At 65.1% G+C, this 14,777-nt stretch carries 17 protein-coding genes; 10 read left to right on the top strand and 7 right to left on the bottom strand.

Features of this window, described 5'->3' with window-relative positions:
- The first annotated feature begins 91 nt into the window (after window positions 1-91).
- The 3 genes from WH367_RS20280 (at window position 92) to WH367_RS20270 (ending at window position 2,344) form a co-directional block, all read left to right on the top strand.
- A complete protein-coding gene (locus WH367_RS20280) occupies window positions 92-1,288 on the top strand; it encodes an aminotransferase-like domain-containing protein (protein ID WP_339537450.1) in 1,197 nt (398 codons plus the stop codon).
- Window positions 1,289-1,380: 92 nt separating this feature from the next.
- A complete protein-coding gene (locus WH367_RS20275; protein ID WP_312989810.1) occupies window positions 1,381-1,596 on the top strand; it encodes a SlyX family protein in 216 nt (71 codons plus the stop codon).
- 172 nt (window positions 1,597-1,768) lie between these two features.
- Window positions 1,769-2,344: a DUF2721 domain-containing protein gene (locus WH367_RS20270; RefSeq protein ID WP_339537449.1), complete on the top strand. Its 576-nt coding sequence runs from the start codon at window positions 1,769-1,771 to the stop codon at window positions 2,342-2,344.
- Between the two features lie 15 nt (window positions 2,345-2,359).
- On the opposite strand, the gene WH367_RS20265 is transcribed toward WH367_RS20270, so the two are convergent.
- Window positions 2,360-3,244: a LysR substrate-binding domain-containing protein gene (locus WH367_RS20265; protein WP_021025174.1), complete on the bottom strand. Its 885-nt coding sequence runs from the start codon at window positions 3,242-3,244 to the stop codon at window positions 2,360-2,362.
- Between the two features lie 154 nt (window positions 3,245-3,398).
- Here WH367_RS20265 and WH367_RS20260 point away from each other — a divergent pair, with 154 nt between their 5' ends.
- Both WH367_RS20260 and WH367_RS20255 read left to right on the top strand, forming a co-directional pair.
- Window positions 3,399-3,884 (top strand): CidA/LrgA family protein, encoded by a 486-nt coding sequence (locus WH367_RS20260; protein ID WP_312989807.1) that lies wholly within the window; start codon window positions 3,399-3,401, stop codon window positions 3,882-3,884.
- The gene (locus tag WH367_RS20255; protein ID WP_339537448.1) at window positions 3,881-4,624 is read left to right on the top strand and encodes an LrgB family protein; all 744 of its coding nucleotides are present in this window, start codon (window positions 3,881-3,883) and stop codon (window positions 4,622-4,624) included. Before WH367_RS20260 ends, WH367_RS20255 begins: the two co-directional genes overlap by 4 nt.
- Here the strand turns inward: WH367_RS20255 and WH367_RS20250 are convergent.
- The 3 genes from WH367_RS20250 to WH367_RS20240 form a co-directional block, all read right to left on the bottom strand.
- Window positions 4,621-5,985, bottom strand: coding sequence for a hypothetical protein (locus WH367_RS20250; protein WP_339537447.1), 1,365 nt, complete (start codon window positions 5,983-5,985; stop codon window positions 4,621-4,623). The two genes, WH367_RS20255 and WH367_RS20250, sit on opposite strands and share 4 nt — an antisense overlap.
- The gene (locus WH367_RS20245) at window positions 5,982-6,968 is read right to left on the bottom strand and encodes an ABC transporter ATP-binding protein (RefSeq protein ID WP_339537446.1); all 987 of its coding nucleotides are present in this window, start codon (window positions 6,966-6,968) and stop codon (window positions 5,982-5,984) included. Before WH367_RS20245 ends, WH367_RS20250 begins: the two co-directional genes overlap by 4 nt.
- A gap of 127 nt (window positions 6,969-7,095) precedes the next feature.
- Window positions 7,096-7,998 (bottom strand): HTH-type transcriptional regulator ArgP, encoded by a 903-nt coding sequence (locus WH367_RS20240; RefSeq protein WP_339537445.1) that lies wholly within the window; start codon window positions 7,996-7,998, stop codon window positions 7,096-7,098.
- 70 nt (window positions 7,999-8,068) lie between these two features.
- Here WH367_RS20240 and WH367_RS20235 point away from each other — a divergent pair, with 70 nt between their 5' ends.
- Window positions 8,069-8,731, top strand: coding sequence for a LysE/ArgO family amino acid transporter (locus tag WH367_RS20235; RefSeq protein WP_339537444.1), 663 nt, complete (start codon window positions 8,069-8,071; stop codon window positions 8,729-8,731).
- A gap of 230 nt (window positions 8,732-8,961) precedes the next feature.
- A complete protein-coding gene (locus WH367_RS20230; RefSeq protein WP_339537443.1) occupies window positions 8,962-9,417 on the top strand; it encodes an ABC transporter substrate-binding protein in 456 nt (151 codons plus the stop codon).
- 55 nt (window positions 9,418-9,472) lie between these two features.
- Here WH367_RS20230 and WH367_RS20225 read toward each other — a convergent pair whose 3' ends face one another.
- Window positions 9,473-9,739, bottom strand: coding sequence for a DUF3820 family protein (locus tag WH367_RS20225; RefSeq protein ID WP_339537442.1), 267 nt, complete (start codon window positions 9,737-9,739; stop codon window positions 9,473-9,475).
- A gap of 213 nt (window positions 9,740-9,952) precedes the next feature.
- Here WH367_RS20225 and WH367_RS20220 point away from each other — a divergent pair, with 213 nt between their 5' ends.
- Both WH367_RS20220 and WH367_RS20215 read left to right on the top strand, forming a co-directional pair.
- The gene (locus WH367_RS20220) at window positions 9,953-10,741 is read left to right on the top strand and encodes a MetQ/NlpA family ABC transporter substrate-binding protein (protein ID WP_312989316.1); all 789 of its coding nucleotides are present in this window, start codon (window positions 9,953-9,955) and stop codon (window positions 10,739-10,741) included.
- A 180-nt stretch (window positions 10,742-10,921) separates the two neighbouring features.
- Window positions 10,922-12,223 carry a UDP-N-acetylglucosamine 1-carboxyvinyltransferase gene (locus WH367_RS20215; RefSeq protein WP_021025164.1) on the top strand — a complete coding sequence of 434 codons (1,302 nt, stop codon included), beginning with the start codon at window positions 10,922-10,924 and terminating at the stop codon, window positions 12,221-12,223.
- A gap of 76 nt (window positions 12,224-12,299) precedes the next feature.
- Here WH367_RS20215 and WH367_RS20210 read toward each other — a convergent pair whose 3' ends face one another.
- Window positions 12,300-13,211 (bottom strand): EamA family transporter, encoded by a 912-nt coding sequence (locus WH367_RS20210; RefSeq protein WP_339537441.1) that lies wholly within the window; start codon window positions 13,209-13,211, stop codon window positions 12,300-12,302.
- 101 nt (window positions 13,212-13,312) lie between these two features.
- Between WH367_RS20210 and WH367_RS20205 the strand changes: the two genes are divergently transcribed.
- Window positions 13,313-13,786 (top strand): Lrp/AsnC family transcriptional regulator, encoded by a 474-nt coding sequence (locus WH367_RS20205; RefSeq protein WP_339520604.1) that lies wholly within the window; start codon window positions 13,313-13,315, stop codon window positions 13,784-13,786.
- A 37-nt stretch (window positions 13,787-13,823) separates the two neighbouring features.
- Here the strand turns inward: WH367_RS20205 and WH367_RS20200 are convergent, their stop codons facing one another.
- Window positions 13,824-14,546, bottom strand: a complete 723-nt coding sequence (locus WH367_RS20200) for a hypothetical protein (RefSeq protein ID WP_339520606.1) — start codon at window positions 14,544-14,546, stop codon at window positions 13,824-13,826.
- Window positions 14,547-14,777 lie beyond the last annotated feature (231 nt).

Here is a 14,777-nt window from a genome sequence, read left to right as displayed (position 1 = left end):
AGCGACGCAAGGGGCCGGTAAAAAGTAGCAAAATGCCAGGGCGGCCGGTCGCTCGACCTGGCTGCGCTTTTTTGATTTGAGAGAACACTCCATGACACTGCGCTTTGCCTCCCGCCTCGACAATGTCGAGACGTCCGCCATCCGTGAACTGTTCAAGCTGCTGGGCAAGCCCGGCATCATCAGTTTTGCCGGGGGCTTTCCGGATGCAGCCATGTTCGATGTGGAAGGGGTGCGCGAGGCCGCCAATGCGGCGCTGACCGAGGAGCCGGGTGCTGCGCTGCAGTACGGTGCGACCGAGGGCTACCAGCCGTTTCGCGAGCAGATCGTGGGCCTGATGGCGGCCAAGGGCGTGCAGTCGCTGACGCCCGATCAGCTGATCGTCACCACCGGCAGCCAGCAGGCGCTGGATCTGCTGGGCAAGACGATGATCTCGCCCGGCGACAAGGTGATCGTCGAAGGCCCGACCTTCCTGGCCACGATCCAGTGCTTCCGCCTCTATGGTGCCGAAGTCATCAGCGCCCCGACCGACGAGAACGGCGTCATCCCCGAAGCGCTGGAGCAACTGATTGCCGAGCACCAGCCCAAGCTGGTCTACCTGATCCCCACCTTTGGCAATCCCAGCGGCGCGCTGCTGAGCCTGGAGCGCCGCCGCCAGATTCTGGAGATGGCCGTGCGCCACCAGACCCTGGTGGTCGAGGACGATCCCTATGGCGACCTGTACTTTGATGCGCCACCGCCGCCCAGCATGCTGGCGCTGTCGGACAGCGTGCCCGGCAGCCGCGACTACCTGGCCCACTGCGGCAGCATGAGCAAGGTGCTCAGCCCCGGCCTGCGCCTGGGCTGGCTGATTGCCCCGGCCGAGCTGCTGGGCAAGTGCGTCATGTGCAAGCAGTTCAGCGATGCGCACACCAGCACCTTCAGCCAGGCCACTGCCGCGCAGTACCTCAAAGCCGGCCGCATGCCCGCTACCCTGGACCGCGTGCGCACCACCTACGCGGCGCGCAGCAAGGTCATGGGCGAGGGCCTGCGCAGCCAGCTGGGCGATGCGGTGCGCTTTGTGCAGCCGCTGGGCGGTATGTTCATCTGGGTGCAGCTGACGGGCGCCCGTGGCCAGGAGAAGGACGGCAATGCGCTGGCCAAGCGCGCCATCGAGCAGGGCGTGGCCTTTGTGCCCGGCACGCCGTTCTTTGCGCAGAACCCCGATACCTCGACCCTGCGCCTGTCCTTTGCCACCGCTGATATTGCCCGCATCGAAGAGGGCATTGCCCGTCTGGCCAAGGCGCTGTAAGCGTTTTTGACATCCCCAACGCCGGCATGTGCGCTGTCACATGCCGGCGTTATTCTTTGCCTCGCCCGCCCCGTTTTTAGCCAGGAGCCGCCATGTCCACCCTCGAACCCCTGCAGCAGCGCCTTGAAGCCTTGGAGATCAAGGCGGCCTATGCCGATGACCTGCTCGAAGAGCTCAACCTGACGATCTACAAGCAACAGCAGCAGATCGACCGCCTGCTGCACCTGGTCAAGGACCTGCAGCAGCGCATGCCCGAGACTGGATCTGTTGCGCCAGGTGCACGCGACGAGCTGCCGCCGCACTACTGAGCACACAATTTGCTGCAAATCAGCCCAGAAACAGGGCAGAAAAGGTATTAGGGTTTGCACCTATTTGGTGCGAGAATGTTGGCTTGAATTTTGCAGTGTTCATCGCAGGCGCTGCAGCCCGCACAAGGCGTGTGCTGCCGCGCAGTTTGTCCACCCTCTCTGCCCTAACACCATGTCCATCGACGTCAGCAACATCACCCACAGCATCCAGCTGGCTGTGGCTCCCGTTTTCTTTCTCACCGGGGTGGCGGGCATGATTGGCGCTGTCGCCGGCCGGCTGGCGCGCATCATCGACCGGGGCCGTGTGCTGGAAGACCGCATGATGGCGTCCAAGGACGAGGACTATGTGCAGCGCTCCTTGCTGGAGCTGAACTTTCTGCGCCGGCGCGGGCGCCTGGCCAACCTCTGCATTGGTTTGCTGACCTTGTGCGGCGCCTTGATTGCGCTGACCATCATCCTGCTCTTCGTCGGCCAGACCACCAAGACCGAGATCGACGCCAACAGCTGGTCGCTGGCCGCCATGTTCAGCTTTGGCCTGGGCGTGGTCAGCTTTGTCTCGGCGCTGTGCTGCTTCATGGTCGAGACCATGATGGCCACGCAGCTGCTGAACTTCCACCCGCTGCGCCAGCCGGCCACGATTCCCTGCATGGCCGCGTCCAATGCGGCGGCTGGTGCGGCGGCCAGTGCGGCCCCGCGCAAAGCGGCCACCGAGCCCAGCCGCCAGGATGCCTTCATGCCCCAGGTCTGAGGCTGTGTCCCAGGTTCAGGGCTGGGCCTGCGGATAGCGCGCCTGGCATAGCGCCAGCCAGGCGCTGGCCGCCTTGGACAGATCCCGAGGCCGCCAGGTGAGGCCAAAGTCGTGGCTCAGCGCGGGCTCGACCACGGGCAGGCAGCGCACCTGGGCCGGGTCAAAGCGGCTGGCCACATGGTCGAACATGATGGCAATGCCCGCATCGGCGGCGACCAGGTCGCCAATCAAATCCCAGTAGCGGCTTTGCAGCGCAATCTGCGGCGAAAAGCCGGCCTGCGCACAGCAGCCCTGCACGCCCTCATACAGCGCAAAGTCGCTCTCGTACATCACAAAGGGCAGGGCCGCCAGGTCGCTCCAACGCACCTGGCTCAAGCCCTGGGGCGCGCGCGCATGGGCAAAAACGGCCACGGTATGGTGGGTCTGAATGCGCAGGCTGGCCAAGGGGCTGCCTGCACGCAGCAGGCCCATGGCCAGGTCAATCTCGCCATCCGTCACCGCTTGCTCCAGCGCCCGCGCGCCGCGCTCATGCAGCTGCAGCTGCACGCCCGGGTAGCGCTGGCGGTACTGCGCAAAGATGGGCGCCATGTAGTGGCCCGTGGTGGGGGACACGCCCACGCTGAGCGTACCGCGCGCAATGCCATCGACCTCGGCCACTTCCTGGCGCAGGCGGCTGGCGTCCTGCAGCAGCGCCTGGCCCCGCTCAAACACCACGCGCCCGGCATCGGTCAGCCGCACATGGCGGCCTTCGCGCAGCAGCAAGGGCCCGCCCAGCTCGTCTTCGAGGCTCTTGACCATCTTGCTGATGGTCGGCTGGGTGACATACAGCGCCTCTGCCGCACGGGTGAAGCTGTTGCGCTGGACCACCTCGACAAAATAACGCAGCGCGCGCAGATCCATGGTGGATTCCTATTTGGAATTGAATTTATAAGAATAAGTCATTTTACGAATAGATCCGCCATTTTTACAATCCGTTTGTGCAGTGCAGCATGGTGAGGCAAGGGGCCGCACCGCGGCCACTGCCAGCTGGCCCCTGGGCCAGACCGAGGATTCCATGACAAGCGACAAGAGGGCGGCGGGCGAGGGCAGACCCGCGCGCATGCAGCTGCCCAAGCCTGCCCGCCAGGCGGCGCGCACCGCCTGGCAAGTGGCGCTGCTGTGCGCCATCTGGCTGGCAGCCGAGGCTCTGCGCAGCCATATGGGCTGGCGCATACCGGCCGGCCTGATCGGCTTTGCCGCCTTGGCGCTGGGGCTGTTCAGCCGGGCCGTGCCCGGCCGCTGGCTGGCGCAGGGCACGCACTGGCTGCTGTCGGACATGCTGCTGTTCTTCATCCCCGCGATGCTGGTGGTCGTCAACTATGGCGAACTGGTGCGCAGCCAGGGCCTGCGCATTGTGCTGGTGATTGTGCTGAGCACGGCCTGCGTGATGGTGGCCACCGCGTTGGCAGTCGATGCGGTCTACCGGCTGGAGCTGCGCCTGGCCCAGCGCAAGCGCAGCCAGCAGCGCGGCGCCAAGGCGGCAGCGGAGGTGGCGCGATGACTGCGGCGTCTGTCCTCTCGACCTCGTTGTTGCCGCTGTGGCCGCTGAGCCATGGCAGCGCAGCGCTGCTGTCGCTGCTGCTGACCGTGCTGTGCTATTACCTCAACAAGCGGCTGTACCGGCGCTATCCGCATACGGTGCTGATGCCCATCATCGGCACGCCTGTGGTGCTGGTGGCCGCGCTGCTGCTGCTGGGTATTGGCTACGAGGACTACCGCACCCATACCCACTGGCTGGTGTGGCTGCTGGGGCCGACGACGGTTGCCTTTGCGCTGCCGCTGTATGACTACCGCCAGATGGTGCGCAAGCACTGGATGTCCATCGTTGCCGGCGTGCTGGTGGCCAGCACGGTGTCCATCCTGACGTCGGTCTGGCTGGCGCGCTGGCTGGGCCTGTCGCCCTTGCTACAAAAAGGGCTAGCGATGCGTTCGGTGACCACGCCCTTTGCGGTGGAGGCCGAGCGGGCCATCGGTGGCCCGCTGGACCTGGCGGCCTTGTTTGTGCTGCTCACCGGGGTGACCGGCATGCTGATTGGTGGCCTGGTGCTGCGCCTGCTGCCCCGGCTGCGCAGCCGGGTGGCGGCGGGGGCGATGCTGGGCGGCTCGGCCCATGGCTCGGGCGTGGCCAAGGCGCAGATGGCCGGCCCCCAGCAAGGCGTGGCCGCCTCGCTGGTGATGATGATTGCCGGCGCGCTCAATGCGCTGGCGGCGCCCTGGATCGGCGCCTGGGTATTTGGCTAGAGCGCAAACAGGTCCTTGCCGCCCGCCTGGGGTGTGATGGCCTTGAAGCGCCAGACCAGGATGAGGGCCAGCACCGCCAGCTGCAGCAGCATGCCCACCCAGGCGAGCCAGCCCAGCGCCGGCGCATGCTGGAAGTTGGACGACAGGCGCGGGTCAAAGGCGCCAAACAGTGGCTCGAACAGCGGCGCCAGCCCCAGCGACCAGAACATCGCGGGCAGGAGGGCGCTGAGCACAAAGACCACCAGCAAGGTCATGCCCAGCGGCGAGCGGCTGCTTTTGCGCAGCGAGAACACCAGGTAGATGCCGCAGTCGCGCAGCACATGCAGCAGCACCATGAAGGCCAGCGGGCCCAGCTGGGCGCGGTTGGACAGCGGGTCGGCATTCCACAACAGGTAGGCCGGCAGCAGCACCGCAAAGGCCATGCACCAGCTGATCGGCCACAGCGGCATGTTCTGCCAAAAGCGCCGCCACTGGCCGTGCTGCGCGCTATAGATCAAGGCGCGCCAGCGCTGCGCCACCTGGCTCTCCAGCGCTGCGGCGTAGTAGGTCACCAGCGCCAGCAGCAGCATGCCGGTGAGCGCCCGGCCGGTGCCGCTGGGCACCAGGCCCACGAGCAGCAGGCAGCCTGCCGCATTGCCCAGCGCCCAGGCCCAGGGCGTGGTGGGCACCGACAGTTGCATCGACATCGCCCGCCACAGCGCCAGCAGGCCCAGCAGCAGGCTGGCGGCGGCAAAAATCAGCAGCAGCGCGCCCGAGCCCAGGTGCAGGCCCCACCAGGCGCCGCCACCATCACCGCCCAGCAGGCTGTCGAGCCCCACCACCAGGCTGCTGACGAGTTGCAGCAGCAGGAACACCAGCACCACCAGCACCCAGACGTTGCGGCTGGTGGCCGGTTTGTTGGGGTCCATGCTGTAGAGGCGGCTGGCCATCATCGCGCAGTGCAGCGCGCAGGCGCCCACGATGGTGAGGACGAGCACCAGCACGGTCTCGGCCAGCTCGCCCAGCCAGAAGCCGCAGAGCAGGGCCGCTGCGCTGCAGAGCAGCGCGCCATACCAGGCGTAGCTGGGGCCGCCCAGCAGCTTGCCCCAGGCCATGCGCCAGGGGCCCATGGCGCTCATGCGCTGCTGGTCCCAGGTGCGTTCGTTCAGCTCGTCATTGATGCTGGACAGTGCGGTGAAGGTGCCCACGCAGGCGGCCAGCAGGCCCACCAGCGTCATCGCGCCCTTGTGCAAATAAACCAGCGGCTGCTTGCCCTCGATGACAAACACGCAGATCGCCAGCATCAGCAAGATGGCAGGCATCAGCACCAGGCGCGCAGGGCTCAGCTCCAGGCTGAGCTGGCGGCGAAATTCCGGATTCATGGCCACTCCTTGGCAAACAGCGCTTGGGGATCAACGGGCGCCTCCAGGCTTTGCTGGTAACGCTCCTGCAGGCTGGTGCGCGCCTCCTGGTAGCCCAGCACCTGCGCGCCATGGGTCACGAGCTGCTGCAGCAGCTGCACGCGGGCCGCGCTGTCCTGCGCGGGCATGCCAATCCACAGAATGTGGCTGGCGCTGCCTTCACGGCCCGCGCGCATATCCACCAGGCGGTAGCCGGCCAGCGCCAGCTCGGGCTGGGCCAGCGGCGCGGCCAGCTCCAGCTGCATCACCAGCTCGGAGGGCAGGGCGCCGCTGCCGCCCGCACCTGCCACCGCATTCAAGGGCCCGTGGCTGGTGATGCGGCCTTCGCGGATTGACAGGATATGGCTGCAGTACTCGTCGAGCTCGCTCAGGATGTGGCTGGAGACGACCAGGGTCATGCCCTGGGCCTGCAGCTGGCGGAACAGGCTCGAGAGGCTGCTGCGCGCCTCCGGATCGAGCCCGCTGGCCGGCTCATCGAGCAGCAGCACCTGGGGCTCATGGATGATGGCCTGGCCAATGGCCACGCGCTGGCGCTGGCCGCGCGAGAGATTGCGCGTGGCATGGCCCAGCTTGGCCGTCAGCGCCAATTGCTCGGCCACCGCATGCACGCGCGCCGTGGCTGCCTTGCGGCTCAGGCCCTGGCTTTCGGCCGCGTACTGCAGGCACTGGGCCACGCTCAAGGTCTCGTAGAGCCCGAAGAAATCCGACAGATAGCCCATGCACTGGTGGGCGCGGCGGGGCGCTTGCTGCACATCGATGCCCGCCACCCGGGTGCTGCCGCTCAGCGGCGCTTCCAGCCCGGTAATGCAGCGCAGCAAGGTGGATTTGCCCGCGCCATTGGGGCCCACCAAGGCGGTGACGGTGCCCGCCTCGATCTGCAGGCTGACACCATGCAGCGCGCGGTGGCCGGGGTAGTCGACGATGAGATCCTGCACCTCAATCATGCTGTGCTCTTTCTAATGAAAACCATGGAGTCCTCCCTCTGCGGCAGCGCCCAAGCTGGTGGACTGGCGCTGCAGCTGCTCGCATCATAGGCGCAGCGGCCTGCGCTGTGCTGACAATCCATGCCGCTCATGCGGCGGGCGCGAGCACGCGGCTGGCCGCGCGCATGACGCAGTCCGTTAACCGGGCCAGGCTGGTCTGCGCACTGCGCGGCAGCGCCCAGTACAGCGGCACGTCCAGCGAGGTGCCGGGCACCAGCGGCACCAGGCTGCCGCGCGCGAGCTGCTCGGCAATCAGCACCGTGGGGTGCATGCCCCAGCCCATGCCGATCTCGCAGGCCCGCACATAGCCCTGGTTGGATGGCAGAAAATGCCGGGGCCCGCCGCCCCGGGAGGCCAGGCCCTGGGCTTGCAGCCACTGGTCCTGCAGCCGGTCCTTGCGGTCAAAGGTCATGATGGGCGCCTGGGCCAAGGTCTGGGGGCTCACCCCGTCTGCAAAGTAGCGCGCCATAAAGCCGGGGCTGGCCGCTGCCACATAGCGCATCGTGCCCAGCGGCCAACTGTTGCAGCCGGGGATCTGGCCACTGGTGCCGGTCACCGCGCCCAGCACAGCCCCCTCGCGCAGCGCCTGGGCGGTGTGGTCCTGGTCGTCGATGCGCAGGTCCAGCAGCTCGTTGCCGCTGGCGGTGAACTCGGCCATCGCATCCATGAACCAGGTCGAGAGCGAGTCGGCATTGACGGCCAGCTTGATCGTCGGCGCGACCGGCGCGTCGGGCAGCAGGTCGGGGTTGCTGCGACGCAGGGCGTTTTCCAGCAAGGCCACCTGCTCCAGGTGCAGGCACAGGCGCAGGCCGGCCTCGGTGCCGGTGCAGGGGTTGCCGCGCTGCACCAGCACCTGGCCGCTGCGCTCTTCGAGCTGCTTGATGCGCTGCGACACCGCCGACGGGGTGACATGGAGTTTCTTGGCGGCGCGCTCGAAGCTGCCCTCGCGCACCACGGCCGCCAGCGCGGCCAGTCCCAGGTAGTCCAGCATTTAGTTTTGCTTCATTTGACTAAGATTGTTTAATTTTACTTATTTGTTGGTGCACCGCACAATAGCTGCCATGTGGACAACAAGCATGACTTCTACCTGGCTGGCCGGTTTCACGGTCTGCCTTTCCTTGATCGTCTCGATCGGCGCGCAAAACCTGTATGTACTGCGCCAGGCCGTGAGTGGCGAGCATGTGCGCGCCTGCGTCGCCTGGTGCGTGTTCAGCGATGCGCTGCTGATCGGCATCGGCGTGGCCGGCATGGCCCAGGTGCTGGGGGATTCGCCCACCCTGGCCTACTACCTGACCTTGGGCGGCGCACTGTTTTTGCTGGTCTATGGCCTGATGGCGCTGTGGCGCGCCGCGATGCCCGCTGGCCCAGCACCCGCTGCCGACGCGGACGATGCGCCCGCCACCGCAGCCCGGCGCGGCCTGTGGCGCGTGCTGGGGGCGCTGGTCGTCATTACCTTGTTCAACCCCCATGTGTACCTGGATACCGTCGTGCTGGTGGGCTCGATCGGTGCGCGCCAGGATGGCAGCCTGAAATGGATCTTTGTGCTGGGCGCGGCCTGTGCCAGCCTGGCCTGGTTTGTGATGCTGGCCAGCGCCGGCCGGCGCCTGCAAACCCTGTTTGCCAAGCCCCAGGCCTGGCGCGTGATGGACGGCTTTACCGGTGTGATGATGCTGGCGCTGGCCTGGTGGGTGTACAGCGGGCTCGGCAGCATCGCGGCTGCCTGAGCCAGGCGATAGCTGGCGGCGCCCAAGGTCTTGCACAGGGGGCTGGGCCCAGCGCTTGCTCTACAATATTTGTAGCTGCGCGCTACGCATAACGAATAACCAAAGCCGAGCCATACCGCTGCAAGCCGTGCTGCCAAGCACTTGAATTTGCAGCGTTTCCCCTCATGTACCCAGGGTAGGCAAGCAGGCAACCGGCCTGTAGCCCCGGCCTTTTATTTGGAAATTTCGTAGTGAACCCCTCTTTTCGCACCACTGCATCCGTTCTTGCTTTGACCATTGCCGGTCTGGTTCTGCCAGGCCTGGCCCACGCCAAGCGCATGGGTGGCGGTGTCAAGCGCCCCGCAGCCACGCAAAAGGCGGCTCCAGCGCCAGCAGCCAAGCCTGCGACGCCAGCCGCCGCTGCACCTGCGGCCGCTCCAGCAGCTGCTGCTGCCCCTGCTGCAGCGGCCCCTGCCGCAGGCGGCTCCGGCATGATGGGCACCATGGGCGCAGCCGCCGTGGGCGCCGTCGCTGGCACGATGGCCGGCAGTGCGATGGCAGGCGCCATGGGCGGTGACAAGGGCAAGGAAGAAGCCGCAGCCAAGGAAGCCGAAGCCAAGAAGGCAGAAGCCGAAGCCGCTGCGCTGCAAAAGCAGGCCGATGACGCCAAGGCCAAGGCCGACGCAGCCCGCTCTGCCGTCAAGTAATACGCGTCTTAACGACCTGAACCCACCCGCAGCTGCTGGCAGCCTGTGGGTTTTTTTATTTTCGCGGTGGTTGCCCAACGGCCTGCCCACTCGCCTGTAGGCTGGCGCGCAGCGGGTGCAGCAACTCGCCCAGGCCGTTGTGGTCGATCTCGTGCATCAGTGCCAGCAGCCGGCCCAGATCGCCTTTGGGAAAGCCTTTCCGCGCAAACCAGTTGAGGTAATTGCCTGGCAGGTCCGCAATGGCGCGGCCCTGGTACTTGCCAAAAGGCATGGGGGTGGTGAGCAGGCGCAGCAGTTGCTCGGGGTCAAACGGGCTAGACATGGCCCAGAGCATAGCGCGGCCGGCGCCCGGCGGCCGGCGGCTGCCCGGACTGTCGCTTTGGGCCATAAAGATCAATTTCTTTATAACCAAATCTCTTTATATTCTTTGATCGATATGCCAATCAAGGCTAGACTTGCACCATCTTGGTTCAGTCCCATCAAGAAAAAATCCATGTGTTGCCCGGGCTGGTCTTTCTCATCTGTTCAAAACACCATGTTCAAAAAAACGCTTTCCGTTCTTGCCATCGCGGCCCTGGCCGTGTCTGCCCACGCTGCCGATGTGGTGCTGAAAGTGGCGGCCTCGCCGGTGCCACATGCCGAAATCCTCAATTTCATCAAGCCCAAGCTCAAGGCCGAGGGTGTGGATCTGCAAGTGCGCGAGTTCAGCGACTACATCCAGCCCAATGCGGCGGTGGAAGACAAGCAGCTCGATGCCAACTTCTTCCAGCACCAGCCCTACCTGGACAGCTACAACAAGGACCGCAAGAGCTCGCTGGTGCAAGTGCCCAATGGCAAGGTGCATGTGGAGCCCTTTGGCGCCTACTCCAGCAAGATCAAGAACATCAAGGACCTGAAGGACGGCGCCACCGTGGCCATCCCCAATGACCCGTCCAACGGCGGCCGCGCCTTGCTGCTGCTGCAAAAGCACGGCCTGATTGAGCTCAAGGACGCCTCCAAGCTGACCTCCACCCCGCTGGACATCGCCAAGAACCCCAAGAAGCTCAAGTTCAAGGAACTCGAAGCGCCGCTGCTGCCGCGCGCGCTGGGTGATGTCGATCTGGCCCTGATCAACACCAACTACGCGATCGAAGCCAAGCTCAACCCGACCAAGGACGCGCTGTTCATCGAAGGTTCTGATTCGCCCTACACCAACATCATTGCTGCCCGCGCGGACCGCGCCAATGACGAAGCCATTGCCAAGCTGACCCGCGCGCTGCATGGCGACGATGTGAAGAAATTCATCCTGGAAAAGTACAAGGGCGCCGTGGTTCCCGCGTTCTGATAGGCAAGCAAGCTGCCCTGGCAGGGCATAGCAGCATCCCGCACATTTTGTTGACGGGTATTTACAAAAGGCACTCCAACCGAGTGCCTTTTGTTGTTTTGGACGCTGTACCATGCAGGGTCGGCCCGGATAGCGCACACTGCCACGGGCCACTCCAGAATTCGCGACCTCCCCCCATCCATGTCCAAACTCATCGTGCACGGCGGCACCCCTTTGCAGGGCCGCATCATTCCCTCGTCCAACAAGAATGCCGTTTTGCCTGTGCTGTGCGCGACGTTGTTGACGGCCCAGCCCCTGGTGCTCCATGGCGTGCCGGACATCACCGATGTGCGCAAGATCCTGGACATCTTCGGCAAGCTCGGCTCCAGCGTGCAGATGGACTACGCCAGCGGCGTGCTCCAACTGCACCACCGCGACACGCATTTTGATGCCTGCAAGCACCACTTGCCCGAGGAAATGCGCTCGTCCATCATGCTGGTGCCGCCGCTGCTGGCCCGTTTTGGCGTGGCGCGGCTGGAGGACAACGTCAAGGGCTGCACCCTGGGCGTGCGCGAGATCGATCCGCACATCGAGGTGTTCCGCCGCTTTGGCGGCCGGGTCGAGCATGGCGAGGGCTCGCTCATCGTGCGCTGCGATGGCCCGCTGCAGGCCACCCAGCACTGGCTGGACTATGCCTCGGTCACCACCACCGAAAACTTTGTGCTGTGCGCAGCCACGGCCAAGGGCAGCTCGGTGCTGACCAATGCCGCCTGCGAGCCGCATGTGCAGGAGTTCTGCCGCTTTATGGTGATGCTGGGCGCCAGGATCGAGGGCATTGGCACCTCGCGCCTGACGGTGCATGGCGTCGAGCAGCTGGGCGGCGGCGAGTTCCATTTCGAGGAAGACTTCCACGAGATCACCACCTTCCTGGCGCTGGGCGCGATCACCGGCGGCGATGTGCAGGTGCGCAACCGCACACCCGACAACTTCCCGCTGATCGACCGCACCTTTGCCAAGTTTGGCGTGCAGATCGAGCACAAGGACGGCTGGTCGCGCGCCATCCGCAAGGGCCCGCTCAAGGTCGAGACGCCTTTTACCCGCAATGTGCTGACCAAGGTCGAGGCCGCGCCCTGGCCGTACTTCCCGGTCGATCTGCTGCCGATCTTCATCGCGCTGGGCGTGCGCGCCGAAGGCAATGCGATGTTCTGGAACAAGGTCTATGACGGCGCTTTGGGCTGGACCGGTGAGCTGTCCAAGTTCGGTGCCCATGTGTTCTCGTCCGACCCGCACCGCATCGTCACGCTGGGCGGCAATCCGCTCAGCCCCGCCGTGGTGGAGAGCCCCTACATCATCCGCGTGGCCATTGCCTTGTTCATGGTGGCCGCCAGCATCGAAGGGCGCTCCGAGATTCGCAATGCCGCGCCGATCAAGCGCGCGCACCCCCGCTTTGTCGAGAACCTGCAAAGCCTGGGCGCCAAGGTGGAGTGGGCGGGCGAGAACTAAGCTGCCTCCATCCCAACACCCAAGCGCTTGCCGTCTATACGGCAGGCGCTTTTTGCATGGTGGGTGGCTGCGGTGTTCAGGCGACGGCCTGGCCTTCGGTCTTGGGCGCTGCCGCCTGCTGCGGGGCAGAGGGCTTGGCCGTCAGCGCGCTGCCCATCGCTGCAAACATGATCAGCCCAATGGCCGACCACTGGGTCGCGGTCAGCAGCTCGCCCAGCACCAGCATGCCGGCGATGGCGGCAATGGCCGGCTCGGTGGCGAGCATGGTGGAAAACGCGCCCGAGCTGAGGCGTTTGAGCGCGAACATCTCCAAGGTATAGGGGATGGCGCTGGAGACAGCGGCCACTGCCAGGCCATAGAGCAGGATCGAGGGCTGCAGCAGCTTGGCGCCGGCCTCGGCAATGCCAAAGGGCACGACTACCATGGCCGCAGTCAGCAGCGCCAGCGACACCACCATGCCGCCATGCATGTGGCCGGCGCGCTTGCCCAGCACGATGTAGCCGGCCCAGCAGGCCGAGGCCAGGATGGCAAAGCACAGGCCCACCGGGTCGAGCGCGGCAGTCTGCACGCCAAACATCGGCAGCACCAGCAGCAAAAACAGGCCCAGTGCCGCGAGGCCCAGCCAGACCAGATCGAGCAGCCGGCGCGAGGTCCATACCGCCACTGACAGCGGGCCGACAAACTCGATGGCCACCGTCACGCCAAAGGGCAGGCGCTTGATGGCCATGTAGAACAGCAGGTTCATCAGCCCCAGCACCACGCCAAAGATCGCAATCTGCCCCAGGTGGGCCTTGCTAGGCCCAAAGCGCCAGGGGCGCCAGATGAGCAGCAGCAGCAATGCCGAAAAGCCCACGCGCAACGCGGTGGTGCCCTGGGCGCCGACAACGGGGAACAGGTGTTTGGCAAAGCTGGTGCCCAGGCACAGCGCGCTGACCGAGCCCAATACGGCCAAGGAGGGCAGCAGCCGCTGCCAGAGAGAATCTTGCATGGCCGAGATAATATTGCAGCTGGGCGAAGTAAATTGCTCGAAAAATCGGTGCCAAATGCAAGTTTCACTCTTGCTGCGCACTCCTCCTCCAGGCCCTTGCGATGAACGCTGAACTCGATCCCTTCGACCTGGCCATTTTGGCCATCCTGCAGCGCGACAACCTGCGCCCCCAGCGCGAGGTGGCCGAGCAGGTGAACCTGTCACCGGCTGCCGTGCAGCGCCGCATCCGCCGCCTGCAAGACAGCGGCGTGATTGCGGCCAATACCGCGCAGCTCAGCCCCGAGGCCGTGGGCCGGCCGCTGACGATCTTTATCGAGGTGCAGCTGGTCAATGAGCTCGATGCGCTGACCCAGGGCTTCCGCGCCCGGGTGGCGGCTGAGACGGCGGTGCAGCAGTGCTATGCCGTCACCGGCCAGACGGACTACCTGCTGGTGGTGACCGCGCGTGACATGCAGGAGTACCAGGCGATCACCCAGCGGCTGTTTGACGGCGACCAGAATATCCAGCGCTTCAACACCTCGATTGCGCTGGCCACGCTCAAGCGCAGCCTGCATCTGCCGCTGCCTGTGCGATAAGCGAGTGGTTCTGGAAAGGGGGGGTGAGGAGGGCGCGTTAATGCGCCACTGCCTGCACCGGCAGGAACTGCAGCAAGCTGCCACCGGCCAGCCCCTGCACATAGCCAATCACCGCGCGCCGGTATTTCTCGGACACGACATCGGCCATCAGGTCATTGCGGGCAATCATCTTGCCAAATTCGCGCTCAAAGCTCAGGTTGCGCTCGCTGGCATTGAGCTCATTGCTCAGCAGCATGGTCTGGCCATTGCCCAGCTTGCGGTGGGTAAGCATCCAGTTGGCAATCTCCAGGTTGCGCGATGCGTTGTAGACCGCCTGGGCATCGAGCCCATGGATCAGGTAGAAGGTGGTGCGGCCGCCATAGGCGGTGATCAGCATGTCGGCCGTGGCCCAGGTGAAGGCGGCCACCCGGTCGCCGGCAAATTCGGGCGCCAATGCCATGCTCATGCCGGCAATGTCGCGTTGATCCAACAGTTCGGGCCAGGGTTGCTGGTTTTCGATCGCCTCGCGCACGGCCTTCATCGCCGCTTCGCGGTTGTCAAAACCGCCCTTGCGCCACTCCTGCGGGTTGCGGCGGTAGAGCTTGTCCATCAGCACATACAGGCTTTGCAGGTTGGCGCGCATGCTCAAGGTGGCCATGCGGTTCACATCGGACTGGCCCCATTCCTGGGCCTGCATATCGCGTTCGGGGACTTTGCCGCGGGTGGGCGGGGTACTGGAGCAGCCCCCTTGCAGCAATAACGCAGCCAGGCAGGCGGACATTCCAACAGATCGGGCGTAGCGATAGGGCATATCTAATCGTCAAGGTCTGCTATCGTTTTGATTATGGCAAGCCCGTTGGCGCCCGGATTGCGGGAAGACCAGCAGATTGCATCAGAATGTGGGAAAATGACAGTCGTTTTAGATTCCATCCACTGGTAAGAGCGAGAAAGGCAACATCGGTTATGACACCGCGAACTACAACCACTTGGGGTTTGACTGGCCAGTAAGGCC

The organism is Comamonas sp. MYb21, from assembly GCF_037479395.1.
Taxonomy (GTDB): Bacteria; Pseudomonadota; Gammaproteobacteria; order Burkholderiales; family Burkholderiaceae_C; genus Comamonas.
This window is presented reverse-complemented; position numbering and strand designations above follow the sequence as displayed.